General features: G+C 71.6%; 22 protein-coding genes and 1 tRNA gene. 20 read left to right on the forward strand and 3 right to left on the reverse strand.

Annotation, left to right across the window (positions count from 1 at the left end; all coding sequences use genetic code 11):
- Positions 1-164: 164 nt before the first annotated feature.
- The 7 genes from KDK95_RS07590 (at position 165) to KDK95_RS07620 (ending at position 10424) form a co-directional block, all read left to right on the forward strand.
- A complete protein-coding gene (locus KDK95_RS07590; RefSeq protein WP_249160549.1) occupies positions 165-1685 on the forward strand; it encodes a DUF7059 domain-containing protein in 1521 nt (506 codons plus the stop codon).
- Positions 1686-1937: 252 nt separating this feature from the next.
- Positions 1938-4700 (forward strand): type I DNA topoisomerase, encoded by a 2763-nt coding sequence (topA, locus tag KDK95_RS07595; protein ID WP_307844244.1) that lies wholly within the window; start codon positions 1938-1940, stop codon positions 4698-4700.
- Positions 4701-4742: 42 nt separating this feature from the next.
- Positions 4743-5948 (forward strand): dTMP kinase, encoded by a 1206-nt coding sequence (tmk, locus tag KDK95_RS07600; protein ID WP_212517315.1) that lies wholly within the window; start codon positions 4743-4745, stop codon positions 5946-5948.
- On the forward strand, positions 5945-7168 hold the full coding sequence (locus KDK95_RS07605; RefSeq protein WP_212517316.1) for a DNA polymerase III subunit delta': 1224 nt from the start codon (positions 5945-5947) through the stop codon (positions 7166-7168). The genes tmk and KDK95_RS07605 overlap by 4 nt, the downstream gene beginning before the upstream one ends.
- Before the next feature lie 107 nt (positions 7169-7275).
- Positions 7276-8820 (forward strand): alpha/beta hydrolase, encoded by a 1545-nt coding sequence (locus KDK95_RS07610; protein ID WP_212517317.1) that lies wholly within the window; start codon positions 7276-7278, stop codon positions 8818-8820.
- A 43-nt stretch (positions 8821-8863) separates the two neighbouring features.
- Positions 8864-8937: transfer RNA gene (locus KDK95_RS07615), tRNA-Thr, on the forward strand.
- A gap of 227 nt (positions 8938-9164) precedes the next feature.
- The gene (locus KDK95_RS07620; RefSeq protein ID WP_212517318.1) at positions 9165-10424 is read left to right on the forward strand and encodes a C40 family peptidase; all 1260 of its coding nucleotides are present in this window, start codon (positions 9165-9167) and stop codon (positions 10422-10424) included.
- 77 nt (positions 10425-10501) lie between these two features.
- On the opposite strand, the gene KDK95_RS07625 is transcribed toward KDK95_RS07620, so the two are convergent.
- Positions 10502-11002 (reverse strand): inorganic diphosphatase, encoded by a 501-nt coding sequence (locus KDK95_RS07625; RefSeq protein WP_212517319.1) that lies wholly within the window; start codon positions 11000-11002, stop codon positions 10502-10504.
- A gap of 184 nt (positions 11003-11186) precedes the next feature.
- Between KDK95_RS07625 and KDK95_RS07630 the strand changes: the two genes are divergently transcribed.
- The 11 genes from KDK95_RS07630 (at position 11187) to KDK95_RS07680 (ending at position 21879) form a co-directional block, all read left to right on the forward strand.
- Complete coding sequence (locus KDK95_RS07630) at positions 11187-12329, forward strand: Rv3626c family coenzyme F420 biosynthesis-associated protein (protein WP_372463278.1); 1143 nt, start codon at positions 11187-11189, stop codon at positions 12327-12329.
- Positions 12330-12374: 45 nt separating this feature from the next.
- Complete coding sequence (gene tilS, locus KDK95_RS07635) at positions 12375-13415, forward strand: tRNA lysidine(34) synthetase TilS (RefSeq protein WP_212517321.1); 1041 nt, start codon at positions 12375-12377, stop codon at positions 13413-13415.
- Between the two features lie 19 nt (positions 13416-13434).
- Positions 13435-13986: a hypoxanthine phosphoribosyltransferase gene (hpt, locus tag KDK95_RS07640; RefSeq protein ID WP_372463279.1), complete on the forward strand. Its 552-nt coding sequence runs from the start codon at positions 13435-13437 to the stop codon at positions 13984-13986.
- A 257-nt stretch (positions 13987-14243) separates the two neighbouring features.
- On the forward strand, positions 14244-16178 hold the full coding sequence (ftsH, locus tag KDK95_RS07645) for an ATP-dependent zinc metalloprotease FtsH (protein WP_212517322.1): 1935 nt from the start codon (positions 14244-14246) through the stop codon (positions 16176-16178).
- A gap of 161 nt (positions 16179-16339) precedes the next feature.
- Positions 16340-16933: a GTP cyclohydrolase I FolE gene (gene folE / locus KDK95_RS07650; RefSeq protein WP_372463280.1), complete on the forward strand. Its 594-nt coding sequence runs from the start codon at positions 16340-16342 to the stop codon at positions 16931-16933.
- Positions 16930-18933: a phosphatidylglycerol lysyltransferase domain-containing protein gene (locus tag KDK95_RS07655; RefSeq protein WP_212517323.1), complete on the forward strand. Its 2004-nt coding sequence runs from the start codon at positions 16930-16932 to the stop codon at positions 18931-18933. The genes folE and KDK95_RS07655 overlap by 4 nt, the downstream gene beginning before the upstream one ends.
- A gap of 9 nt (positions 18934-18942) precedes the next feature.
- A complete protein-coding gene (gene folP, locus KDK95_RS07660) occupies positions 18943-19800 on the forward strand; it encodes a dihydropteroate synthase (protein WP_212517324.1) in 858 nt (285 codons plus the stop codon).
- Positions 19797-20273: a nuclear transport factor 2 family protein gene (locus KDK95_RS07665; protein WP_212517325.1), complete on the forward strand. Its 477-nt coding sequence runs from the start codon at positions 19797-19799 to the stop codon at positions 20271-20273. The genes folP and KDK95_RS07665 overlap by 4 nt, the downstream gene beginning before the upstream one ends.
- A gap of 73 nt (positions 20274-20346) precedes the next feature.
- Positions 20347-20730: a dihydroneopterin aldolase gene (folB, locus tag KDK95_RS07670; protein WP_212517326.1), complete on the forward strand. Its 384-nt coding sequence runs from the start codon at positions 20347-20349 to the stop codon at positions 20728-20730.
- Positions 20727-21272 (forward strand): 2-amino-4-hydroxy-6-hydroxymethyldihydropteridine diphosphokinase, encoded by a 546-nt coding sequence (folK, locus tag KDK95_RS07675; protein WP_212517327.1) that lies wholly within the window; start codon positions 20727-20729, stop codon positions 21270-21272. Before folB ends, folK begins: the two co-directional genes overlap by 4 nt.
- Before the next feature lie 61 nt (positions 21273-21333).
- Positions 21334-21879: a DUF3180 domain-containing protein gene (locus KDK95_RS07680; RefSeq protein ID WP_212517328.1), complete on the forward strand. Its 546-nt coding sequence runs from the start codon at positions 21334-21336 to the stop codon at positions 21877-21879.
- A gap of 79 nt (positions 21880-21958) precedes the next feature.
- Here the strand turns inward: KDK95_RS07680 and KDK95_RS07685 are convergent, their stop codons facing one another.
- A complete protein-coding gene (locus KDK95_RS07685; RefSeq protein WP_212517329.1) occupies positions 21959-23113 on the reverse strand; it encodes an NADH-quinone oxidoreductase subunit D in 1155 nt (384 codons plus the stop codon).
- A gap of 6 nt (positions 23114-23119) precedes the next feature.
- The gene (locus tag KDK95_RS07690; protein ID WP_212517335.1) at positions 23120-24097 is read right to left on the reverse strand and encodes an SAM-dependent methyltransferase; all 978 of its coding nucleotides are present in this window, start codon (positions 24095-24097) and stop codon (positions 23120-23122) included.
- A gap of 114 nt (positions 24098-24211) precedes the next feature.
- Here KDK95_RS07690 and KDK95_RS37625 point away from each other — a divergent pair, with 114 nt between their 5' ends.
- The gene (locus tag KDK95_RS37625; RefSeq protein ID WP_212517330.1) at positions 24212-25387 is read left to right on the forward strand and encodes a sensor histidine kinase; all 1176 of its coding nucleotides are present in this window, start codon (positions 24212-24214) and stop codon (positions 25385-25387) included.
- 8 nt (positions 25388-25395) lie between these two features.
- The coding region (locus KDK95_RS07700) for a response regulator (RefSeq protein ID WP_212517336.1) at positions 25396-25789 on the forward strand (394 nt) is incomplete at its 3' end.

Raw genomic sequence — 25789 nt, forward strand, 5'->3', positions numbered from 1 at the left:
GAGTCGGACAGTAATACAGGTACGTGAGAGCAGGGGCCTGGCGCGCGGAGCGCCGGGCCCCTGGCTTTGTGCTGAGCGCGGCCCTCGAGTACCCGGTCTCGACGCACCCTGTGCGGACGCCGGTGAAGGCGGTCCGCCCGACGCTCCGCCGGTAGCCTGGGCGCATGAGCGAGCTTATGACCGATCCCGCGGCTATCGAGCGGCTGCGTACGGCGCTGCAGAAGGCGCAGTACACGGTGGACGGCTGCCTGGAGGCGATGGGGGCGACGGCGTACGCCGCGTTGGGGCGCAACGAGTCGGTGGCGGCCTCGCGGGCGGTGGCGCGGGACGACTCGCCGGTCGCGACGCTGACGAAGCTCTTCGTGCTGCAGGAGAACGTGGACCGGACCGCCGCGGAGGCGGCGCTGCCGCTTGCCGAGGCGGTCAGCGGCGGGCTGGTCGCCGAGGACGGGACCGACGGCACGGTGCGCGCACTGGTGGACATCCGTCCGTACGGTGAATCCGACGTCGACTGGTGGCTCGTGTCGGACCTCGGTGCGGGGCTCGTGACGGGTCGCAGCGCGCCGATGCGGCCGGACTACGTGCTCGGAGTCGGGGGCGCCTCCACGACGCTCGCTCAGCTGACGGTGCGCCAGAACGTCGAGCGGGCGCTCGATGTGGGCACGGGCTGCGGCGTGCAGGCGCTGCACCTGGCCAGGCACGCACGGCAGGTGACCGCGACCGACCTCAACCTTCGTGCGCTCGACTTCGCCCGGCTGACGTCCGCGCTCTCGCTCGGGGCCGAAGCGGAGCGGATCGAGCTGCGCGGCGGCAGCCTGTTCGAGCCGGTCGCGGGCGAGCAGTACGACCTGATCGTCTCGAACCCGCCGTTCGTCATCTCGCCCGAGTCGGCGGCCGGCGAGGGGCGGTTCACGTACCGCGACGCCGGGCTGCCGGGCGACGAGCTGTGCCGCCGGTTCCTGGAGCAGGCGCCGGCGCATCTGGCCGAGGACGGCTACTGCCACGTGCTGGCGAACTGGCTGCACGTGGACGGGCAGGACTGGCGTGAGCGGCTGGCGCCTTGGGTGCGCGGCACGGGGTGCGACGCGTGGGTCGTGCAGCGCGAACTGCAGGACCCGGCCGAGTACGCGGAGCTGTGGTTGCGGGACTCCGGGGACCACAACTCGCCGCGCTACGTGGAGCGGTACCAGGCCTACCTGGACTACTTCGCGGCCAACCGGATCGAGGGGGTGGCCTTCGGGTGGATCATCCTCAAGAACACCGGGACGGATCAGCCCACCATCCGGCTGGAGGAGCTGACCAGGCAGATCGAGCAGCCCCTCGGGGCGTACGTGCCCGACTGGTTCGCCCGGCACACCTTCCTCGCGGAGACCGACGACGAGCAGCTGCTCGGCACGGTCCTGCAGGTCGGGCCCGGGGTGGTGCTCGAGCAGACGGCCGAGGCCGGCGACGGCGGCTGGTCCCCGACGGACACCCGGCTTCGGCAGACCCGGGGGCTGCACGCGTCCGGCGAGATCGACCCCGTCGGCATCGCCGTGGTCGGCGCGGCGGACGGCGAGCGGCCGCTCGGCGATCTGCTCGACCGGATCGCCGGAGAGTTCGGCATCGACCCGTCCGCGCTGCGTTCCGGCGCGCTGGACGCCGTTCGCGCGCTGGTCGAGGAGGGATTCCTGACCGCCCGCTGAGCGGGCCGGAAACCGCCAGCCAGGCCCCGCTCGGCGCCTCTGCGGGTGATCGCGGACGGCCCGTCGTACGGTCGCTTGGCGATACTTATGCTCGACAGGGCGTAGCCTGGTGGGCGTGTCGCGCCATCGGGCAGCCCGATGGCATGGGTGGGACGGCGACCGACGTGGGTGATTCCGCCGGGATGCACCGGGGTATCGAGGGCCCGTAGGAAACGCCGACCAGGCAGAAGGAACCGGAAGGACGCAACGACCGTGCCGCCGAGCAGTAAGAGCGGGAGTGATCTGCGCCGCCTCGTGATCGTCGAGTCGCCGGCCAAGGCGAAGACCATCGCGGGCTATCTCGGCCCCGGCTACACCGTCGAGGCGAGTATCGGCCACATCCGCGACCTGCCCAGCAAGGAGACCAGGGACAAGCTCACCGACGAGCAGCGCTCGTCGCCGTGGGCCAACCTCGGCGTGGACGTCGACCACGACTTCCAGCCGTTCTACGTGATCTCCGAGGGCAAGGACGCGCACATCGCCAAGCTGCGCAAGCTGGTGCGCGAGTCCGACGAGCTCCTGCTCGCCACCGATGAGGACCGCGAGGGCGAGGCCATCGCGCAGCACCTGGTCGCGGCGCTCAAGCCGAAGATCCCGTACCGCCGGATGGTCTTCCACGAGATCACCAAGGACGCGATCCAGGGCGCGCTGCACGACCTGCGCGACATCAACGGCGAGCTCGTCGAGGCGCAGGAGGCGCGCCGCGTGCTCGACCGGCTCTACGGCTTCGAGGTCTCGCCGGTGCTGTGGCGCAAGATCGCCGGCGGCACCTCGGCGGGCCGCGTGCAGTCCGTGACGACGCGCCTCGTGGTCGAGCGGGAGCGCGAGCGGATCGCCTTCAAGCCCGCCGCCTACTGGGACCTGACCGCGGTCTTCGACACGGACAAGCCGACCGACGACCCGCGCACGATGGGCGCGCGGCTGCTCTCGGTGGACGGCGCCCGAGTCGCCCAGGGCCGCGACTTCGGCTCGGACGGCCAGCTCAACCGGGACGGCGTGCTGCACCTCGACGCCGAGGCCGCCGCCGCGCTGGCCGCCGGCCTGAACGGGCAGCCGTTCACGGTCGCCTCGATCGACCGCAAGCCCTACCGCCGTTCCCCCTCGGCGCCGTTCCGCACGACGACGCTGCAGCAGGAGGCGGGCCGCAAGCTCGGCTTCAGCACGCAGCGCACGATGTCGGTGGCCCAGAAGCTGTACGAGAACGGTTTCATCACCTATATGCGCACCGACTCGGTGACGCTCTCCGAGACCGCGATCAACGCGGCCCGGTCGCAGGTCCGCGAGCTGTACGGCGCCGACTTCCTGCCGGAGAAGGCGCGCACGTACGCGTCCAAGGTGAAGAACGCCCAGGAGGCGCACGAGGCGATCCGGCCCTCGGGCAACACCTTCCGGACCCCGGCGAAGGCGGGCCTGACCGGCGACGAGTTCCGGCTCTACGAACTGATCTGGAAGCGCACCGTCGCCTCGCAGATGAAGGACGCGACCGGCAGCTCGGTCTCGATCAAGGTCGCCGGCACCTCGACCGACGGCCGGCGCGCCGAGTTCTCCGCGTCCGGCAAGGTCATCACGTTCCACGGCTTCATGAAGGCCTACGTCGAGGGCTCGGACGACCCGGACGCGCAGCTCGACGACCAGGACCGGCGGCTGCCGGACGTGGCCGAGGGCCAGTCGCTGCGCGCGGCCGAGCTGAGCGCCGAGGACCACTCGACCAAGCCGCCGGCCCGCTACACCGAGGCCAGCCTGATCGAGGAGCTGGAGAAGCGCGAGATCGGCCGTCCGTCCACGTACGCGACGTTCATCTCGACCATCCAGGACCGCGGCTACGTGTTCAAGAAGGGCACGGCGCTGGTGCCGACCTTCCTGGCGTTCTCGGTGGTCGGGCTGCTGGAGAAGCACTTCGGCGACCTGGTCGACTACGAGTTCACCGCGCACATGGAGGAGGACCTCGACCGGATCGCCCGCGGCGAGGCCGAGCGGGTTCCGTACCTGGCGAACTTCTATCTCGGCGACGGCGGCCTCAAGGAGCAGATCGCCGGCAAGCTCAACGAGATCGACGCGCGGGAGACCAACACCTTCGCGATCGGCGAGAACATCGCGCTGCGCAACGGCAAGTACGGCCCCTACATCGAGAAGTACGACGACGAGGGCAACTCGCTGGCCCGCGCGAACGTGCCGGAGGGCACGCTGCCGGACGAGCTGACCGTGGAGGCGGCCGAGGAGCTGCTCGCCCGGCCCAGCGGCGACTTCGAGCTGGGCGTGGACCCGGAGACCGGCTACCGGATCATCGGCAGGAACGGCCGCTTCGGCCCGTACGTGACCGAGGTGCTGCCGGACGACGTGCCGAAGACCGGCAAGAACGCCGTCAAGCCGCGCATCTCCTCGCTGTTCAAGACGATGGACCTGGAGACGATCGACCTGGCCACGGCGCTGCGGCTGCTCACGCTGCCGCGCGTGGTGGGCAAGGACCCGGAGTCGGGCGAGGAGATCACCGCGCAGGACGGGCGCTACGGCCCCTACCTGAAGAAGGGCACGGACTCGCGCTCGCTCTCCAGCCAGGAGCAGATCTTCGACATCACCCTGGACGAGGCGCTGGCGATCTACGCGCAGCCGAAGCAGTTCGGCCGGCGCGGCTCGGCCAAGCCGCCGCTGCGCGAGTTCGGGCTCGACCCGACGAACGAGAAGCCGGTGGTGGCGAAGGAGGGCCGCTTCGGCCCGTACATCACCGACGGCGAGACGAACGTGACGGTGCCGCGCGGCACGACGGTCGAGGAGCTGACCGTGGAGCAGGCGCTCAACCTGCTCGCGGAGAAGCGCGCCAAGGGCCCGGCGGTGAAGAAGACCGCCAAGAAGACGGCGGCCAAGAAGACCGCCGCCAAGAAGACCGCTACGGCCAAGAAGACCACCGCCGCCAAGAAGACGACCGAGAAGAAGACGGCTACCGCGAAGAAGACGGCGGCCGACAACCCCGCCGAGTGACGCGTTCCCTACCTGTCACCTGGGCCCAGTAGCCTTGACGGCATGGTCGGGAAGTTGCGCGCGTTGCGGTCCTGGCGGGCCGCGGGCGGCTCGGCGCAGGCCGAGGGTGAGTCGGGACGGCCGTATCCCGGCTGGTTCATCGCGATGGAGGGCGGCGACGGCGCGGGCAAGAGCACGCAGCTCGCCGCCGTGGCCGACTGGCTGCGCGGCCGCGGCTACGAGGTGGTGACCACGCGCGAGCCGGGGGCGACGCCGCTCGGCTCGGTGCTGCGCAACCTCGTGCTGCATGCCGAGGAGCACAAGCTCGGGGCGCGGGCCGAGGCGCTGCTGTTCGCCGCGGACCGGGCCGATCACATGGAGACGGTGGTGCGTCCGGCGCTCGAGCGCGGCGCGGTCGTCCTGACGGACCGGCACGTGGACTCCTCCGTCGCCTATCAGAGCGGCGGCCGGGGGCTGCCGGCCGACGAGGTGGCCGCGCTCTCCGCGTTCGCGACCGAGGGCGTGCTGCCCGACCTGGTCGTGCTGCTCGACCTGGATCCGGCGGTGGCGCGGGCCCGGCGCGAGGAGCGGACCGGCCAGGCGGACAAGCTGGAGGCCGAGGCGGGCCCGTTCCACGAGCGGGTCAGGGCGGCGTTCCTGGCCAGGGCGAAGGCCGATCCGGCGCGCTATCTGGTGCTGAACGCCGACCAGGCGCCGCGGATACTGACCGGCGCGATCCAGGACCGGCTCGACCAGCTGCTGCCGCCGACCCCCGAGGAGGTCGCGAAGGCCGAGCGGCGCGCTGCGGATATAGCGAGCGCGATCGCCAAGGAGCAGGAGTACCGGGCCGCGCAGGCCGAGGCCGAGCGGATCAAGCGGGAGGCCGAGGAGCGGGCCAGCCGCGAGCAGCAGGAGCGGGATCTGGCGGAGCGTCAGGCGGCCGAGCACGAGCGGCGCCGGAAGGCGGCGGAGTGGGCCGTCGCGGCGGAGGCCGAGGCGAAGGCGCGCCGGGAGCGCGAGGCGGCCGAGTCCGCCCGGCTGGCCGATGATGAGTGGCGCGCGGCCGAGCGGGAGGAAGGCGAGAAGCGCAGGCAGCTCGAGCGGGCCGCGCTGCGCCGGCGTGAGCACGAACTGGCGATGCGTCAGGCCGAGGCGCGCGCGAAGGAGCGGGCGAGGCTCGCGGCCGCGGCGGCCAAGGCGGCGGCCGAGCAGGCGGAGCGGCTCAAGGGCTCGGCGCCGGAGCCCGAGGAGTCCGAGGAGAAATCGTGACCGGCGGCGAGAGCGCGGGCGTGGGCTACGGCGTGTGGAGCGACCTGATCGGCCAGGGCGAGGCCGCGGGCCGGCTCGTGCGCGCCGCCGAGGCCGCCCGCCGGATCCTGGGCGGCGCGGGTGGGGCGAGCGTGAACGCGATGACGCATGCCTGGCTGGTGACCGGTCCGCCCGGCTCCGGCACTTCCCTGGCGGCCCGCTCGTTCGCCGCCGCACTGCAGTGCACCGGCGAGATGCCCGGCTGCGGGCACTGCCAGGAGTGCCGCACGACGATGGGCGGCACGCATCCGGACGTGACGATCGTGCGCAGCGATCAGCTCAGCATCGGCGTGGACGTGGCGCGCAAGCTGGTGCGCGACTGCGCGATGGCCCCGGCCGGCGGCCGCTGGCAGATCATCGTGTTCGAAGACGCGGACCGGCTCACCGAGGCGGCGGCGAACGTGCTGCTCAAGGGCATCGAGGAGCCCGCGGCGCGGACCGTGTGGCTGCTGTGCGCGCCGTCCAGCCAGGACCTGCTGCCCACGATCCTCTCCCGCTGCCGCCAGCTGAACCTGCGTACGCCGTCGGTTTCCGCCGTCGCCGAGGCCCTCGTGCGGCGCGACGGCGCCGACTACGAGCGCGCGGCGATCGCGGCGCAGGCCGCGCAGGGCGACTACGAGCGGGCCAGGACGCTGGTGCTCGACCCGGAGGCGGCCGCCCGCCGCACCGCCGTGCTGCGGCTGCCGATGGAGGCGCGCGACATCGGGCGTGCGCTGAACGCCGCGCAGGCGCTGGTCGACGCCGCGGACGCCGAGGCCAGGGCGGCGACCGAGGCGCTGGACGCGAGCGAGACCGAGGAGCTCAAGCTGGCGCTCGGCTTCGGCCAGGGCAAGGGCGCGGGCACCGCGCGCGGCGTGGCGGGCTCGGCCGGCCTGCTCAAGGAGCTGGAGACCAGGCAGAAGCGGCGGCTGACGCGCATGCAGCGGGACGCGCTGGACCGGGCCCTGAACGACCTGGTCGCCTTCTACCGGGACGTGCTCGCCGCCCAGCTCACGGCCGGGGGCGCCGGCCCCGAACCGGTGCACCCCGACCTGCGGCCGCAGGTCGCGGAGATAGCCCGGCACTCCCGCCCCCAGGACACCCTGCGCCGGATCGACGCCGTGCTGCGCGCCCGGCAGGCCATTTCGTCCAACGTCTCCCCGCTGCTCGCGGTCGAGGCGATGGCCGTTTCGCTCGGTTAGCGTATTTCCCGCACGATGCGCGGCGAGTCCATGATCAACACCCGGAGCCGGTCACGCTGAGTGGCGGTACGGTTGAGGGGACTTTTCCCGATGAGAGGACGTTGCCGATGACCTGTCGTCCCGCGCCGCGGTCGCTGGCCGTGGGCGCGCTCCTGCTCGCCCTGCCGCTGGCCGCGTGCACCGCTTTCGGCAGCGCGTCGGCCGCGACGACGGGCAAGCCGGGGCTGACCGCGGGCACGGCCGCCGACCTGGCCGGGTACTACGGCCAGCGGCTGGTGTGGAAGTCCTGCGACGGCGGCTACCAGTGCAGCGCGCTGAGCGTGCCGGTGAGCTACTCGGATCCGAACGGCGCGAGGATCCAGCTGTCCGTGGTCCGCAAGCAGGCCGCGGACCCGGCCCACCGGCTCGGCTCCCTGGTGGTCAACCCGGGCGGTCCCGGCGGCTCCGGGATCTCCTACGCGACCTCGGGCGACGTGCTGGACAAGGCCCTGCTGGCCCGCTACGACCTGGTCGGCTTCGACCCGCGCGGCGTCGGCCGGTCGGACCCGGTCGAGTGCCTGACGGACAGCCAGATGGACACGTTCGTCGACACGCCCTCGAACCCGGACACCCCGGCGCAGCTCGCCGAGGTCGAGAGGGAGTCGCAGCTGTTCGCGCAGCAGTGCGAGGCGAAGTCCGGCGCGCTGCTGCCGCACGTCGGGACCGTGGACGCGGCCAGGGACATGGACATACTGCGCGCGGCCCTGGGCGACACGAAGCTGAACTACCTCGGCAAGTCCTACGGCACTCTGCTCGGCGCGACCTACGCGGAGGAGTTCCCGCAGCGCGTCGGCCACCTCGTGCTCGACGGCGCCATCGACCCGAACCTGACGGCCGAGCAGGAGAACCTCACGCAGGCCGCGTCGTTCGACAAGGAGCTGCACCTGTTCCTCGCCGACTGCGTGAAGCAGGCCGGCTGTCCGCTCGGCACCACCGACGCGAACGCGGCGTACACCAAGCTCAAGACCTGGGTCGACGGCCTGGAGACGCACCCGATCACCGGCGACGGCACCCGCAAGGTCGACGAGGCGTACGCGCTCACCGGCATCTCCGTCGCCATGTACGACCAGGGCTGGTGGCCGACGCTGCGGCAGGCGCTGACCAGTGCCTTCAAGGGCGACGGCTCGACCCTGCTGGCGATGGCGGACGCCTACAACGATCGGCAGAACGGGCACTACACGGACAACGAGATCGCCGCGAACTACGCGGTGAACTGCGTCGACCACCCGGACGAGGCGACCTCCGCGGCGCAGATCGAGGCCGAACTGCCGGCCTTCCAAAAGGTCGCGCCGTTCTTCGGCCCCATGGTCGACTGGTCCAGCCTGCCCTGCGCCTACTGGAAGACCGGCACCACCGACTCCCCGCACACCATCGCCGCCCGCGGCTCTGCCCCGATCCTCGTCGTCGGCACGACCAACGATCCGGCCACGCCCTACGCCTGGGCGCGGAACCTGGCCGGGGAACTGTCCGCGGGACGCCTGCTGACCATGAACGGCGATGGCCACACGGCCTACCGCCGCGGCTCCCCGACCTGCATCGATACCGCCGTGGACGCCTACTTCCTGAGCGGCGCCCTGCCCGCCGCCGGAACCGTTTGCCAGCAGACCAGTTGAGTCGGCTACACTAGGGGCTCGGTCGGGAGCGATCTCCGACCAGGCCTCCTTAGCTCAGTCGGCCAGAGCGACGCACTCGTAATGCGTAGGTCATCGGTTCGATTCCGATAGGAGGCTCAGTGCGGCCCGGGCCAGTTCCACTGGTCCGGGCTTTCGCATGTCCGGGGGCCGTCTACGCCTGCTGCCTCCGAACGGGTGTGATTAATGGGCTGTTTGCGCGCATACGAGTGATCGTGAGCGTGTCGTCCGGATGTGCGCGGAATGAGCGAGTCACGATGCTTATCTGACTAGCGCATCTGACAGGTGCACGGACGACGGGCGGTGACAGGGGTATGCGGCGGATCATGCGTCGGCGGGTGCTGCGGTCGCGGGTCGCGCTCCCGGTCGGCTGCGCGGCGCTGACGGCGGCGATTCTGACCGGGCTGGTGGGCGGGGCGCAGGCCGATCCGGTGTATCCGAGCCAGAACCAGGTGAACCAGGCGAATCAGGCGGCGAGCAGCGCGAAGGCGGCCGTCGATCCGGCGCAGGCCGCGCTCGTCGCCGCGCAGCAGCACCTGGCCGAGCTGGAGGCCGTGTCGCGGCAGGCGCAGGCGGACTATGCCGGGGCGACCGCGCGTGAGCAGACAGCTCAGCAGGCCCTCGTGCAGGCGACGCAGCGCGCGCAGGACGCCGCGCGGTTCGCCGGCGCGGCGAAGGTCGAGCTCGGCCGGCTGGTCGCGGCCGCGTACCGCGAGGGTCAGGCGGCGGATCTCAGTTCGCTGACGATCGTGCTCGATGTGAAGGACCCGCAGCAGTACATGGACGGCGTGCACGTCGTACGACGCATGCTGCAGAGTCAGTCCTCGATCGTGAACCAGGCACAGGACGCAAGTAAGACCGCCGCGGCCGCGAAGGTTCAGGCTGCCGCGAGCGCGGTGGCTCTGAAGACCGCGCAGGACCAGGTCGCGCAGTTGGCGCAGAAGGCCCAACAGGCGGCGGATGCGGCTCAGGCGCAGGTCGGGGCGTTGGGCACGCAACTCGACGCCTTGCTCGCGGCACAGGCTGCGGCGCAGAACACGGCGACGCAACTGGCCGAGCAGCGGCAGAAGGGACTCGCCGAGCAGCAGGCGCAGGAGGAGGCCGCCGCGCGGCAGGCGGCCCAGGCGCAGCAGGGTTCCGACGGCGGCGGGCCGGGCTCGGGATCAGGCTCGGGCGGTTCGCAGAGCGGCGGCGGCCAGGCGCCGTCCTACGCCGCCGATGTCGCCGCCCAGGCCCTGCGGTACGCGCTCGCCCAGCTGGGCAAGCCGTACAAGTGGGGCGGGACCGGCCCCGACTCCTTCGACTGCTCGGGACTCGCGATGAGGGCCTACGAGTCCGCGGGCATCGATCTGCCGCACTTCGCGGCCTTCCAGTACCAGGCGAGCCATCCGCTGAGCTACGGCCAGCTGCGGCCCGGGGACCTGCTGTTCTGGGCCACGAACGCGAACGACTCGAACACCATCTACCACGAGGCGATCTACCTCGGCAGCGGCCGGATGGTGCAGGCGCCGAAGACGGGCTGGAACGTGATGATCTCCGACATGTGGATGTGGGGACCGATCCAGTTCTACGCGCGGCCCTACTGACGCCGACGCCCCCCGGAACGGAGGATGGTATTCCGGGGAGCGTCCTGGCCGGCGCCTGCGCGCGCGGCCCTGCGAGGTCAGTGGCCGTGGCCCTCGGGGGACTCGGCGAAGCGGAGCCGGGAATGCCGGATCTCCTCCTCGGCCTCGGTGCGCCCGACCCAGTTGGCGCCCTCGACGGACTTGCCGGGCTCGAGGTCCTTGTAGACCTCGAAGAAGTGCTGGATCTCGAGCCGGTCGAACTCGGAGACGTGGTGGATGTCCCGGATGTGCTCCATCCGGGGGTCGTTCGCCGGGACGCAGAGCACCTTGTCGTCCCCGCCCTTCTCGTCCGTCATCCGGAACATGCCGATGGCGCGGCACAGCACCAGGCAGCCCGGGAAGGTCGGCTCGTCGAGCAGCACGAGGGCGTCGAGCGGGTCGCCGTCCTCGCCGAGGGTGTCCTCGATGTAGCCGTAGTCCGACGGGTAGCGGGTGGAGGTGAACAGCATCCGGTCCAGCCTTATCCGGCCGGTCTTGTGATCCACCTCGTACTTGTTCCGCTGCCCTTTGGGAATCTCGATAAGGACGTCGAACTCCATCGGTCTGTTTCCTCCAATGCGGCTTCCGTCGAACCGCATCCAGCCGCACCGGACGCGTGCCCGCGTATGTCAGGCACAAGTGTCCCCTACGCGGGCGGCCAGTCGTCGCAACCGGCCGCCGGACGTGATCAACGCAACATTCCGGACGTGCTCACAGACATTCTTCCCCTCGGAACGGGATACCTTGAACAGTGTGGAGAACGACGAGCTCATCGACTGGCAGGTGGCCGGGGCCACGGCGCGCGGCCTGGCCAGGCCGGGACCGGCGGTCTCCCGCGCCGGGGCCGACCGGGCGGTGGCCGAGCTGCGGGCCTGCGCGGTCGCGGCGGAGGAGCACGTGCGCGCGTTCACCGGCCTCGAGGTGCCCGCGGCGGACCGGCCGGTGCTGGTGGTCGATTCGCACAGCTGGGTGAACGCGAACCTGGACGTGATGCGCACCCTCTCCAGCCCGCTCGTCGAGAAGGTCAGGCAGTACCGCGAGGGCGTGCCCTCCGGCGCGCTGCGCTCCACCGCGAACACGGTCGGCGCGAAGCTCACCGGCGCGGAGGTCGGCTCGGTGCTGGCCTTCTTCTCCACCCGCGTGCTCGGCCAGTACGACCCCTTCGGCGCCGACGGCGGCCGGCTGCTGCTGGTCGCGCCCAACATCGTGCGGGTCGAGCGTGAGCTCGGCGTGCACCCGCCCGACTTCCGGCTCTGGGTCTGCCTGCACGAGGAGGCGCACCGGGCCCAGTTCGGCGCCGTGCCCTGGCTGCGCGACCACCTGCTCGACGGGCTCGCCGCGCTCGTCGCCGAACTCGACCTGGAACCGGCCCAACTCGCGGTGCGGATGCGCGAGGCAATACGGCGATACGCCCGTCCGGATGAACGCGCACCCGCCGGCGCCCCCGCCGAACGGGTGGACAGTGAGCCTTCGGCCGTCACCCGGACGGGTCGTCGCTCGTTGCTCGATCTGGTGCGGACTCCCGAGCAGCGCGCCGCGATGGACCGGCTGACCGCCGTGATGACGCTGCTCGAAGGCCACGCCACGTACGTGATGGACGGAGTCGGCCCGCTGGTCGTGCCGTCGGTCGCGGAGATCAGCCGGGAGTTCGCCCGCCGCCGGAACACGCACCGGATAAGGCCGGACGCCCTGCTGCGCAAGGTGCTCGGGTTGGACGCCAAGATGCGGCAGTACCGGGACGGGGAGCGCTTCGTGCGCTCCGTCGTGGGCGAGGTCGGCATGGACGGCTTCAACCGGATCTGGACCTCCCCGAACACCCTCCCGACCATGGCGGAGATCGCGCAGCCCGCCGCGTGGGTGCGGCGGGTTCCGCTGCGCCGCGGCTGAGGTACGGCCCGTCGGAACCGAGCCACCGAAGCGAGGAGCCACACCATGGGACCTGTACCGGCCGTAGCCGCGATACGACTCGCCGTCCGCACCGCGCTCGCCGACCACGAGCCGGGCGACCTCGTCCTCGTCGCCTGCTCCGGCGGCGCGGACTCGCTCGCCCTGGCCTGCGCGGCCGCCTTCGTCGCGCCGCGCCTCGGGCTGCGCTGCGGCGGGGTCAGCGTCGACCACGGCCTGCAGGACGGCTCTCCGGAACGCGCGCACGAGGTCGTCGAGCTGCTGCGCCGCCGGGGACTCGACCCGGTCGAGTCGGTCGCGGTCACCGTCGGCCGGGCCGGGGGGCCGGAAGCTGCCGCCCGGGCCGCGCGCTACGAGGCGCTCGACCATTTCGCCGAACGCTACGGGGCGCGCAGCGTGCTGCTCGGCCACACGAGGGACGACCAGGCCGAGACCGTCCTGCTCGGCCTGGCCCGCGGCTCGGGCGCCCGCTCGCTCGCCGGGATGCCCGCCGTCTTCGGGCCCGAGGACCGCTACCGCCGCCCGCTGCTCGGGCTGCCGCGCTCGGCCACCGCGGCCGCCTGCGAGGCCGAGGGCGTCGAGCCCTGGCAGGACCCGCACAACGCCGACCCGGCCTACACCCGCTCCCGGGTGCGCCACCAGCTGATCCCCGAGCTCGCCGCCGTGCTCGGCCCCGGCATGCCCGAGGCGCTGGCCCGCACCGCGCGGATGCTGCGCGAGGACACCGAGGCGCTCGACGAGTGGGCCGGCCGCGAGTACGCCGCCTGCCAGCACGCCGAGGGCGGCCTCGACGCCCGCCGGCTCGCCGAGCTGCCCACCGCGGTGCGCCGCCGCGTCATAAGGCTGGCCGCACTGCGCAGCGGCGCCCCGGCCGGCACCCTCGCCGCCTCGCACATCGAGGCCGTCGACGCCTTGGTCACCGGCTGGCGCGGCCAGGGGCCGCTGCAGCTACCCGGGGCGGTCGAGGTGCGCAGGACGAATGGCAGACTTGCTTTCGGCGAGACCGCGCCCACCGCGCACAGCGACGGAGCGCGCGGCCAGCAGCTCACCGGAGCGGCGTCCAAGTAACGAGGGAGAGAAAAGCGACGTGGACGACAAGGACATGGGCGACAAGCTCGAGAAGGTTCTCCTGAGCGAGGAGGACATAAGGGCGGGCATCGCCCGGCTCGCCGCCGCCGTCGACGCCGACTACGACGGCGAGGAGCTGCTGCTGGTGGGCGTGCTCAACGGCGCGCTGATGGTGATGGCGGACCTGTCCAGGGCCCTGCACAACCCGATCACGCTGGACTGGATGGCGATCTCCTCCTACGGGGCCGGCACCAAGTCCTCCGGCGTGGTGCGGATCCTCAAGGACCTGGACACCGACATCAAGGGCAAGCACGTGCTGGTCGTCGAGGACATCATCGACTCGGGGCTGACCCTGTCCTGGCTGCTGTCTAACCTCAGGCAGCGCCAGCCCGCCTCGCTCGAGGTGTGCACGCTGCTGCGCAAGCCGGATGCCGCGAAGGTGCAGATCGACGTCAAGTACGTCGGCTTCGACATCCCCAACGACTTCGTCGTCGGCTACGGCCTGGACTACGACCAGAGGTTCCGGAACCTGCCGTTCATCGGGCTTCTCGCCCCGCACGTCTACTCCTGACCGAAAATCGCTGCGTGGTCCGGGAACGCACGGACACCGTAGGATCGTTGCCATCGTGTAATGACCCGGTACTCCGTTAGGGCCGGGTCACCCGGTTGCTCCGGGCGGCGGACGGGTAGCGCCGACGCCGCGAGGGCATGGTCCTGGTCTACGCGCAGCGTGAGCCGGTGGTTTACCGGGCAGTATGAAGGTCCTCGGGCATCGGTCCGGGGACGGAGAGCCGGCAGGAGGGACGGGGCCTTGAGCGCCTCGCAACGATGGACGTGAAGCGAATTTTCCGTGGCCCCGTGATCTGGGTCGTGCTCGTCGTACTCGCCGTGCTCGCTGTGATGAACATCATGTCCTCCGGCAACGGCTACACCTCCGTGGACACCTCGAAGATCATCACCCAGATCGGCGCGGGCCAGGTGCAGTCGGCCCAGCTCAACACCGGCTCCAGCCAGACCATCCAGGTCACGCTGAAGGACGGCACCAAGGAGCAGGCCACCTACCTCAACGACCAGCAGGGCAACCAGCTCGCCACCGACCTGGACAACGCCGGCAAGGCGGGCAACCTCACCGGCGGCTACAACGTCAACGTGACCAAGACCTCGTGGATCGTCTCCGCGCTGGTCACGCTGCTGCCCTTCCTGCTGCTCGTGGTCGTGTTCATCTTCCTGCTGAACCAGATGCAGGGCGGCGGCTCGCGGGTGATGAACTTCGGCAAGTCCCGGGCCAAGATGCTCACCAAGGACACCCCGAAGACCACCTTCGCCGACGTGGCCGGCGTGGACGAGGCGATCGAGGAGCTGCAGGAGATCAAGGACTTCCTGCAGGCCCCGGCCAAGTTCCAGGCCATCGGCGCGAAGATCCCCAAGGGCGTGCTGCTCTACGGCCAGCCCGGTACCGGCAAGACGCTGCTCGCGCGCGCCGTGGCCGGCGAGGCCGGCGTGCCGTTCTTCTCCATCTCCGGCTCCGACTTCGTCGAGATGTTCGTGGGCGTCGGCGCCTCCCGGGTGCGCGACCTGTTCGAGCAGGCCAAGGCCAACGCCCCGGCGATCGTGTTCGTGGACGAGATCGACGCGGTCGGCCGGCACCGCGGCGCCGGCCTCGGCGGCGGCCACGACGAGCGCGAGCAGACGCTGAACCAGCTGCTCGTCGAGATGGACGGCTTCGACGTCAAGGGCGGGGTCATCCTGATCGCCGCCACCAACCGGCCGGACATCCTGGACCCGGCGCTGCTGCGGCCCGGCCGCTTCGACCGGCAGATCGCGGTCGACGCCCCGGACCTCAACGGCCGCCGGCAGATCCTCGAGGTGCACGCCAAGGGCAAGCCGATCACCCCGGACGTGGACCTGATGGCGGTCGCCCGGCGCACCCCCGGCTTCACCGGCGCCGACCTGGCCAACGTGCTCAACGAGGCGGCGCTGCTCACGGCCCGCTCGGAGAAGAAGCTCATCGACAACCGGGCGCTGGACGAGGCGATCGACCGCGTCGTGGCCGGTCCGCAGAAGAAGACCCGCCTGATGAGCGAGCACGAGAAGAAGATCACCGCGTACCACGAGGGCGGCCACGCCCTGGTCGCGCACGCGCTGCCGAACACCGACCCGGTGCACAAGGTCACGATCCTGCCGCGCGGCCGCGCCCTCGGCTACACGATGGTGCTGCCGGACGAGGACAAGTACTCGACCACCCGCAACGAGCTGCTCGACCAGCTGGCCTACGCGATGGGCGGCCGGGCCGCGGAGGAGATGGTCTTCCACGACCCGACCACCGGCGCGAGCAACGACATCGAGAAGGCCACCAAGGTGGCCCGCGCGATGGTCACCCAGTACGGCATGACCGAGCGGCTCGGTGCGATCAAGCTGGGCCAGGACAGCGGCGAGGTCTTCCTCGGCCGCGACATGGGCCACCAGCGCGACTACTCCGAGGACGTCGCCGCCCTGGTGGACGAAGAGGTCAAGAAGCTGATCGAGAACGCGCACGACGAGGCCTGGGAGATCCTGGCCGACAACCGCGCGATCCTCGACCGGCTGGTCCTGGAGCTGCTCGAGAAGGAGACGCTGGACAAGGCGCAGATCGCCAACATCTTCGCCGACGTGCGGCTGCGCTCGCCGCGGCCCGCCTGGACCGGCTCGTCCCGCCGGGTGCCCTCGGACGTGCCGCCGGTGCGCTCGCCCAAGGAGCTGACGGCGGCCAACGGCAGCGAGTGAGCGTGATCCGGAGGTAAACCGGATGATCGGGAGGCGGCCCCGGGTACTAGACTGGGCCGCCTCACCGGCGTTTCGAGGCCCTTCTCCACCGGCCCGGCGGCGCCGATCGGACGACGGTAGCGAGGCCCGAAGTGATCGACCCCATCTCACTCCGTGAAGAAGTGTCGGTGGACAGCGGGCGCGCGGTCGGCCCCTTCGACGAGAAGCGGGCGGAGAACGCGATACGCGAGCTGCTCATCGCGGTCGGCGAGGACCCGGACCGCGACGGCCTGCGGGACACGCCGGGCCGGGTGGCCCGCGCGTACCAGGAGATGTTCGCGGGCCTGCGGCAGGCGCCCGAGGAGGTGCTCACCACCACCTTCGAGCTCGGACACGACGAAATGGTGCTGGTGCGCGACATCGAGCTCTACTCGTGCTGCGAACACCACCTCGTTCCGTTCCACGGAGTGGCCCACGTCGGCTACATTCCTTCGGTGGACGGACGCATCACCGGCCTGTCGAAGCTGGCGCGCCTGGTCGATGTTTACGCGAAACGCCCCCAGGTCCAGGAGCGTCTGACTACACAGGTAGCGGACGCGCTCGTCCGCATCCTGCAGCCACGTGGGGTCATCGTCGTAGTGGAGTGCGAACACCTGTGCATGTCGATGCGAGGGATCAGGAAGCCGGGGGCGAGGACGGTGACGTCCGCGGTTCGGGGAATGCTACGCGCCCCCGCGACGCGGGCCGAGGCGATGAGCCTCATACTCGGGCGGTGAAGGCCGAGCCGCGGCGAAGATCCGCGGCGGGCACCTCGCCGAAGGGCGAGCGCGCCAAGGGCGGTTCCCAGCTGCCCGGGCAGGCGCCTGTGCCGACCGTCGAGGCGCAGCGGGCGGACGAGGCCGCCGAGCGGGCGCAGCCGCAGCCGGAGGAGCCGGAGACCGATCTCACCGGCGCCGTGCTGAACGCCGTGCAGCCTCTGGTGCAGCCGCTCGTGCAGCCCCTGGTGCGGCCGAAGCGGCGTCCCTGGATCCCCCGGGTGGCCGGGCTGGTCTGCTACCTGCTCGGACTGCTGGACATCGTCTACGCGCTCTTCCCGGCCTTCCGCAAGACCGGGCCGATCAAGTCCGCGTCCGCGCACGAGGTCAGCCATTTCGTGCCGGGCCTCGAGATCAACCCGTACGGCGTGGCCGCGAGCCTGATCATCGGCGTGCTGCTGGTGCTGCTCGCGCACGGACTGCGGCGGCGCAAGCACCGCGCCTGGCTCGGCGTGGTCGGGCTGCTAGGGCTGACCGTCCTCGGCCACGTGATCGCGTTCGCCGGGCACTTCATCCCGCGGGCCACCGGCAACGGCGTGATCCTGCCGACGGTGCTGCTCGTGCTGCTGATCGTCTACCGCAACGAGTTCTACGCGCTGAGCGACCCGCGCTCGCGCTGGCGCGCCATCTGGACCTTCTTCTGCCTGCTGGTCGTCGATCTCGCGCTCGGCCTGCTGATCGTCTCGGTGCGGCCGGAGGAGATCGTCATCGGCGCCAGCGTGTACGACCGCGTCGAGCAGGTGCTGCTCGGCCTGGTCGGGGTCAGCGGGCCGATGCAGTTCGAGGCCGACCGGTACGGCGACTACGTCTACTTCTCGCTGATCGGCCTGAGCCTGCTGACGCTGCTGATCACGCTCTACCTGTTCATGCGCCCGGCGGTGCCCGACGCGCTGCTCACCCCGGCGCAGGAGACCGAGGTCCGCGGGCTGCTGGCCAAGCACGGCAAGCGCGACTCGCTCGGCTACTTCGCGCTGCGGCGGGACAAGGCGGTGCTCTTCTCGCCGAGCAACAAGGCCTGCATCGCCTATCGCGTGGTCGCCGGCGTGATGCTGGCGAGCGGCGACCCGGTGGGCGACCCCGAGGCGTGGCCCGGCGCGATCAAGGCCTTCTGCGACCGCGCCGACAAGTACGCCTGGATCCCGGCCGTGATGGGCTGCAGCGAGCTCGGCGGCGAGATCTGGTGCCGCGAGGCCGGGATGGACGCGCTGGAGCTCGGCGACGAGGCCGTGGTCGAGGTGGCGGACTTCACCCTCGAGGGGCGCGCGATGCGCAACGTCCGGCAGATGGTCAACAAGATCGAGCGCAAGGGCTACGTCTGCGAGACCCGGCGGCTGCGCGAGATCCCGGAGGCAGAGATCGTGGCGATCCGTCGGCTGGCGAACGACGGCCGGTCGACCGAGACCGAGCGCGGCTTCTCGATGGCGCTCGGCCGCTTCGGCGACCCGTCCGACGGCGACTGCGTGGTCGTCACGGCGCGGCACGAGGGCGAGATCCGCGCGGTGCTCAACTTCGTCCCGTGGGGCACGGACGGGCTCTCGCTCGACCTGATGCGCCGGGACCGGACCGCGGACCCCGGCCTGAACGAGCTGATGATCGTGGCCGCGCTGCGCGAGGCCGGCCGGCTCGGGGTGGACCGGATCTCGCTGAACTTCGCGGTCTTCCGCTCCGCCCTGGAGCGCGGCGAGCGGATCGGCGCAGGACCGGTGCTGCGCCGCTGGCGGGGGCTGCTGGTCTTCCTCTCCCGCTGGTTCCAGATCGAGTCGCTCTACCGGTTCAACGTGAAGTTCCGGCCGATCTGGGAGCCGCGCTTCGTCGTCTTCCGGCAGACCAGGGACCTGCCGCGGATCGCGCTGGCCGCGCTGGAGGCCGAGGCCTTCCTGGTGCTGCCCTCGCTGCTGCGGCGCGGCGGCGGCCGCGCGGCCGAAGGTTCCGAGCTGAGCGCCGCGCGCACCGAGGGCTAGCTGACCGAGATGACGAGCCACCAGGTCGCGGGCCTTCCCGAGTTCGGCCGCTGCGCGGTGTTCGCGATCCTGAACGCGACCCCGGACTCCTTCTCCGACGGCGGGCTCAACCTGGCCGCCGCCGCGGCGATCGGCAACGGCGTCGCCGCGCTGCGCGCCGGGGTGGACGTGCTGGACGTCGGCGGCGAGTCGACCCGGCCCGGCGCCGCGCGGGTGAGCGTCCAAGAGGAGCTGCGCCGGGTGCTCCCGGTCGTCGAGGGACTGGTCGACGCGGGCGGCCTGGTCTCGGTGGACACGATGCGCGCGGAGGTGGTCCGGCAGTGCGCGCGGGCCGGGGCGCGGATCGTCAACGATGTGAGCGGGGGGCTGGCCGATCCGGAAATGCTCCGAACCGTCGCCGATCTCCAGCTGCCATACATTCTCATGCACTGGCGTGGGCACAGTGTGGACATGGGTTCCATGGCGAGTTACGGAGACGTCGTCCGGGAGGTAGGAGCGGAATTGACTGCACGGCTGGCCGCGGCGGTGGACGCGGGCATCGAACCCGATCGGATCGTGCTCGACCCCGGTCTCGGCTTCGCGAAGAACGCCGAACACGACTGGGCGCTGCTGCGCGGACAGCGGCGGCTGCAGCGGGAACTGGGCCGGCCGCTGCTGATCGGGCACTCGCGCAAGCGGTTCCTCGGCGCGCTGCTGGCCGACGACGCGGGCGTGCCGCGCCCGGCTGCCGAGCGGGACGCGGCGACCCTCGCCGTGGCCGCGGTCGCCGCGGAGCGCGGCGCCTGGGCGGTCCGGGTGCACGCCGGGGCCGCGGCGGCCGACGCCGTGCGCGCGGTGGCCGCGATGGGCGAGGGCGAGGCGCGATGACGGCCGACCCGGACCTGCAGCCGCCCACGAGGGACGCGGCGGCCATCATCAAGGCGAACGAGCAGTTCTACCAGGCCATCGAGAACGCCGACATGGATCTCATGCGGGCCGTGTGGGTCGGCGCGGAGGTCCCGGACTCGGCGACCTGCGTGCACCCCGGCCAGCCCGCCGTGCACGGGCTCGAGCGGGTGCTGCGGTCCTGGGCCGTGGTCTGCTCCCGGATCAACTACCTGCAGTTCTTCATCACCGACGTCCGGGTCCGGCAGATCGGCTCCGCGGCGATCGTGACCTGCGTGGAGAACGTGCTCTCCGAGCTGCCCGGGCAGGACGAGGACTCCCTCGGCTTCGGCGGCAGCCACTACGAGGCCGTCAATGTCTTCAAGCGCGACGGCGACGGCTGGCGGCTGGTCACGCACTGTTCCGCCCCGGTCTTCCCGTCGGAGCGGCCGAACTCGGATGGCCGCCCGGTGTGATCGGGCGCATGGTTATTGGGTAGGTTCCCAGAGCGCGAGAACGCGCCGAGGACCAGCCGGGAGTCACCACAGCATGCACGTCGGATCCGATCGAATAACGCTCACCGGCCTTCGCGCGCGCGGTCGGCACGGCGTCTACCCGCGCGAGCGGGCCGAGGGGCAGACCTTCGTGGTGGACGCCGTGCTCGAGCTGGACACCAGGGCCGCCGCGGCCGGGGACGACCTGGCCTGCACCGCGGACTACGGCAGCATCGCCGAGAAGCTGGTCGCGGTGGTCGAGGGCGAGCCGGTGAACCTCGTCGAGACCCTCGCGGCCCGGCTCGCCGGGATCTGCCTGGCCGATCCCGCGGTGGCCGCCGTGCAGATCACCGTGCACAAGCCCGACGCGCCGATCACGGTGCCCTTCGACGACGTCAGCGTGACCATCCGACGTGAGCGGACGGAGGCCCTGCGATGACCACCACCCATTCCGCGCACCACGCGGTGCTCGCCCTCGGCGGGAACCTGGGGGACCGGCTCGAATCGCTGCAGTCGGCGCTCGACGCGCTGGGCGACGCGCCCGGGATCCAGCCGATCTCCATCTCGCCGGTCTACGAGACCGCGCCCTTCGGCGGCCCCGCCGGCGACCCGCAGGCGAAGGACCTGAGCGACCAGCCGGCGTACCTCAACGCCGTGGCCGTCGTGGGCACCGATCTGACCCCGCATCAGCTGCTCATCCGCACGCAGGCCATCGAGGAGGCGCTGCACCGGGTGCGCGGCGAACGCTGGTCCGCGCGCACGATAGACGTCGACATCATCGTGTACGACGACCTGGAGCTGAACGACGAGGACCTGACGGTCCCGCACAACCGGGCCCACGAACGCGCCTTCGTGCTCCGGCCGTGGCACGACGTCGAGCCGAACGCCGTCATCCCCGGCCGCGGGCCCATCGCCGAACTGCTCGACGAACTGCCCAAGGACGGCGTGGAACCCAGGCCCGACCTGTTGTTGCAGTGGTGATCCGACACTGTTCGCCCCAGGGCGTGTGACTCGGAACCGCCTTTCCTGTCAGACTGAGCCTGTGAAACCGACCAGGCCCGGAGTGCTCGCCGGACTGACCGCATTGTGCGCAGTCCTGGCGTTCACAGCGTTGCGGTTCTGGCAGCACCTGGGCTCCCCGCCGCCTGTACCGCTCTCCGCCCCCATCACCCTCGCCGTCCTCGCCGCCGCCGTCCTCGGCATCGCCCTCGGGCTGCGCGCGCGGCTGAACGCGTACCGCGAGGCCCGGCTGCGCGCCATGCGCGGCGAGCCGCGCGTGGACAAGCGCGGCCGCGAACCGAAGCCGATCGATCCGCTGCAGGCGGCCCGCGCCCTCGTCCTCGGCAAGGCCGCCGGGCTCGTCGGCGCCGTCTTCGGCGGCATATACGGCGGTTACGGGCTCACGCTGCTCGGCCACCTGAGCGTCGAGAGCTACCGCAGCGAAGCACTCCGGTGCCTGTTCGCGCTCCTCGCGGGCATCGCTCTCATGGCCGCCGCGCTCTACCTCGAGCGCGTCCTGCGCGTCCCCCCGGAACAGCCGAGCACACCGCCCTCCGGCGACAACAAGCTGGCCACGCCCCGCGCCTGACACCCGCGGTAAGCAAGGTGGCGCACGTCGCCGCGGCGTCAGCGTCAGGTCTCGCCGGGCGCCTGCGCTCGCAGCCGTCTTACTTGTCGATGTCGCCGACGACGAAGAACATCGACCCGAGGATCGCGACCATGTCGGCGACCAGGCAGCCCGGCAGCAGCTCCTTGAGCACCTGGATGTTGTTGAACGACGCCGAGCGCAGCTTGAGTCGCCAGGGCGTCTTGTCGCCGCGCGAGACGAGGTAGTAGCCGTTGATGCCGAGCGGGTTCTCGGTCCACGCGTAGGTCTCGCCCTCGGGCACCTTCAGCACCTTCGGCAGCCGCAGGTTGATCGGGCCGGCCGGCAGCGCGGCCAGCCGGTCCGCGCAGGCGGCGGCGAGATCGAGCGAGTTGTAGGTCTGCGCGAGCAGGCACTCGAAGCGTTCGAAGCAGTCGCCGCCGGTGCCGGTGACGACCTCGAGCACGTCGCCGAGCTCGCCGTAGGCCAGGTAGGGATCGTCGCGCCGCAGGTCGAAGTCGACCCCCGAGGCGCGGGCGATCGGCCCGGACACGCCGTACGCGCCGATCTGCTCGGCCGTCAGCACGCCCACGCCCTTCGTGCGCGCGTGGAAGATCTCGTTGCCGTGGATGATCGCGTCGATGTCGCTCATCCGCCCGCGCACGGCGTCGATCGCGGCCCGCGCCCGGTCGAGCCAGCCGGCCGGCAGGTCCTCCTTGAGGCCGCCGACGCGGTTGAACATGAAGTGCATCCGGCCGCCGGAGATCTCCTCCATCACCTTCTGGATCTCCTCGCGCTCGCGGAACGCGTAGAAGATCGGGGTGATCGCGCCGAGCTCCAGCGGATAGGAGCCGAGGAACATCAGGTGGTTCAGCACGCGGTTGAGCTCGGCCAGCATCGTGCGCGCCCAGACCGCGCGGACCGGTACCTCCATGCCCAGCATCCGCTCGGCGGCCAGCACCACGCCGAGCTCGTTGGCGAAGGCGGAGAGCCAGTCATGCCGGTTCGCCAGCATGATGATCTGCCGGTAGTCGCGCACCTCGAAGAGCTTCTCGGCGCCGCGGTGCATGTAGCCGATGATCGGCTCGGCGTCCACGATCTTCTCGCCGTCCAGCGTCAGCCGCAGCCGCAGCACGCCGTGCGTGGCCGGATGCTGCGGGCCGACGTTGAGGACCATGTCCTCGGTGGCGAGGCCGGTGCCGACCCCCGCAGTCCGCTCGACGAGTTGCTCTCCCATGACAGGTCAGTCTTCCAGACTGGAGACCGTGGTCACAGCCACGCCCTGGACCAGCCATCCGAAGGCCCCGAGGCCGGAGGGGTCGGTGAGCTCGGCCGCGGCCGAGGCGCGGGAGAGCGCGCGGACGTAGCCGAGCGGGTCGGCGGCGGCCTTCGCCAGGTCGGGGCGGGCGCCGGTGACGCCCAGCCTGCGCAGCGCCGTGCGCTGGTCGAGCCTGCGGGACCAGTCGGCGACGTGCTCCGCGGCGGCGGCGCACGCGTCGAGCGCGACGTGCGCGGTCAGGTCGCACCGCCCGTCCGGGACCGGCGGCACCTGGCGGCCCTCGGCGTAGCCGGTGAGCGAGCCGTAGGGCGGCCGGCTGTCCACAGCATGTGCATAGTCGACGGCGACGGCCACCCCCTCGTCCACCGTCTCGACGGCTCCGGCCCACGCCGCGTCGCGCATCAGGCCGATCTCCGAGCGGTCCCCGACCCGCCCGGTCCGCCAGGCCGGCCACCAGTGCTCCAGCCAGGCCTGCTGCGAGTCGTTCGGCTCCTCGCCGAGCCGCTCGGAGCCGTCCGGCGCGACCTCGACCAGCCGCGGGCCGTGCGGGCCGATCTCGACGACGTCGCACGGCACGTTGTCCAGCCACTCGTTCGCGACGAGCAGGCCGCTGATCCCCTCCGGAGCCCGCGGCAGCCACTCGATCGCGTCCGGAAGCCCGGACGGCCGGTCCGCGAGCTCGACCGCGACCGGCCGCAGCCGCCGCGCGAGCGGATCGTCGCCGAGCCGCCCGAGCACGCCGAGCAGCAGCTCCGCGTGCCCGGCACCCAGGTCCACGAGCGTGAACCGCGCCGGCTGCCCCAGCAGCTCGTCCACCTCGCGGACCAGTCGCAGCAGCGCGGCGGCGAACAGCGGCGAGGCGTGAACCGACGTGCGGAAATGCGCGGCGGGGCCGGCCGGCCTGCGGAAGAAGCCCTCCGGGCCGTAGAGCGCGCGGTCCATGGCGACGGACCACGGCAGGTAGCTGGGGGCGTCCACAGGTCGTTCCACGGGATGAGACGGTACCGCCTCGCGGCGTATGGCCAGGCCGGGCCGCCGTTACGTACTCTCGAAAGCGTGACCCGGCTCTACATCTGGCTGCAACGGCACCCGACCCACGTCGACGGCGTGGTCGCGGTGGTGCTCGTGCTGTTCGGCCTGCTCACCATGGGGCACGAACCGGGCTGGTGGAAGATCGCGCCGCTGGTCATCGGCGCGCCGATCGTGGTCCGCCGAAAATATCCGGGGGCGGTCTTCTGGACGATCATCGCGATCGGCGCCTTCCAGGTGCTCACCCCGACGTACATAAGCGCCTCCGACCTCGCGGTCCCGATCGCGCTCTACAGCCTGGCCGCCTACCGGCCGCGCCGGCACTCGCTGGCCGGCCTCGGCGTCTGCCTGGTCGGCGCGGCCGTCGCGATCTACCGGGTCCACCCGACCGGCGCGCACGAGAGTGCCAGCGTCCTGCTGTGGACCTTCGCCTACTGCGTGTTCGCCTCGCCGATGATCATCGCGTGGGTCGCCGGGGACTCGATGCAGTACCGGAGGTCGTACTACGTGGAGCTGGAGGAGAAGGCCCAGCGTCTCGAACGCGAGCGCGACCAGCAGGCCCAGATCGCCGCCGCCACCGAGCGCGCGCGCATCGCCCGCGAGTTGCACGACGTCGTCGCGCACAACGTCTCGGTGATGGTGGTTCAGGCGGAGGGTGCCGCGTACGCCATGGACTCGGCGCCCGAGAACACCCGCAAGGCCCTCGGCGCGATCGCCGAGACCGGCCGCTCCGCACTCGTCGAGATGCGCAGGCTCCTCGGCGTGCTCCGTGCCCAGGACGGCGAGGCGGACCGCGCCCCGCAGCCCGGCATCGACCAGCTCGAGGACCTTCTCGAACAGGTCCGCACGACTGGCGTGTCGGTGGAGTTCCGGGTCGAGGGCGTGCCGGTCGAGCTGTCCCAGGGCGTCGCGCTCGCCGCCTACCGGATCGTGCAGGAGTCGCTCACCAATGCCCGCAAGCACGGCGGCCCCGAGGTCAGCGCGTGCGTCGGGATGCACTACAACGAGCAGGAGCTGCGCCTCAGGGTGCGAGACAACGGCCGCGGCGCCGGTGCCCCGACCGACGGCCAGGGCAACGGCCTCGCCGGCATGCGCGAGCGCGTCGCCATGTTCGGCGGCGAGCTGACGGCCGGCCCGTTGGCGGAAGGCGGATTCCAGGTCGAGGCCGTACTGCCGTACGAGTCGGCTAGGGTGCTGCAGTGATTCGCATCATGCTGGTGGACGATCAGGAGCTGCTGCGCACCGGATTCCGGATGATCCTCGACGCGCAGCAGGACATGACCGTCGTCGGCGAGGCGGCCGACGGCCTGGCCGCCCTCAGCCTGCTCGACCGCTGCGCCGCCGACGTGGTGCTGATGGACGTGCGCATGCCCAAGCTCGACGGCGTCGAGGCGACCAGGCGGCTGCTGTCCGGCGGCGAGGGCAACGGCGTGCCCAGGGTGCTGATACTGACCACGTTCGATCTGGACGAGTACGCCTTCGCCGCGATCAAGGCGGGCGCCAGCGGCTTCCTGCTCAAGGACGTCCCGCCCGCCGAACTGCTCACCGCCATCCGCGCCGTCCACTCCGGCGACGCGGTGGTCGCCCCCTCCACCACCCGCCGCC

The organism is Actinospica acidithermotolerans (assembly GCF_018139625.1).
Classification (GTDB): Bacteria; Actinomycetota; Actinomycetes; order Streptomycetales; family Catenulisporaceae; genus Actinospica; species Actinospica acidithermotolerans.

Bases quoted from the DNA above. Each gene is read 5' to 3' on its own strand.
- KDK95_RS07590 (WP_249160549.1), top strand. From the start codon at position 165: ATGAGCGAGCTTATGACCGATCCCGCGGCTATCGAGCGGCTGCGTACG.
- tmk (WP_212517315.1), top strand. From the start codon at position 4,743: ATGGTCGGGAAGTTGCGCGCGTTGCGGTCCTGGCGGGCCGCGGGCGGC.
- KDK95_RS07610 (WP_212517317.1), top strand. From the start codon at position 7,276: ATGACCTGTCGTCCCGCGCCGCGGTCGCTGGCCGTGGGCGCGCTCCTG.
- KDK95_RS07620 (WP_212517318.1), top strand. From the start codon at position 9,165: ATGCGTCGGCGGGTGCTGCGGTCGCGGGTCGCGCTCCCGGTCGGCTGC.
- KDK95_RS07625 (WP_212517319.1), bottom strand. From the start codon at position 11,002: ATGGAGTTCGACGTCCTTATCGAGATTCCCAAAGGGCAGCGGAACAAG.
- tilS (WP_212517321.1), top strand. From the start codon at position 12,375: ATGGGACCTGTACCGGCCGTAGCCGCGATACGACTCGCCGTCCGCACC.
- ftsH (WP_212517322.1), top strand. From the start codon at position 14,244: ATGGACGTGAAGCGAATTTTCCGTGGCCCCGTGATCTGGGTCGTGCTC.
- folP (WP_212517324.1), top strand. From the start codon at position 18,943: ATGACGAGCCACCAGGTCGCGGGCCTTCCCGAGTTCGGCCGCTGCGCG.
- KDK95_RS07665 (WP_212517325.1), top strand. From the start codon at position 19,797: ATGACGGCCGACCCGGACCTGCAGCCGCCCACGAGGGACGCGGCGGCC.
- folB (WP_212517326.1), top strand. From the start codon at position 20,347: ATGCACGTCGGATCCGATCGAATAACGCTCACCGGCCTTCGCGCGCGC.
- folK (WP_212517327.1), top strand. From the start codon at position 20,727: ATGACCACCACCCATTCCGCGCACCACGCGGTGCTCGCCCTCGGCGGG.
- KDK95_RS07685 (WP_212517329.1), bottom strand. From the start codon at position 23,113: ATGGGAGAGCAACTCGTCGAGCGGACTGCGGGGGTCGGCACCGGCCTC.
- KDK95_RS07690 (WP_212517335.1), bottom strand. From the start codon at position 24,097: ATGGACCGCGCGCTCTACGGCCCGGAGGGCTTCTTCCGCAGGCCGGCC.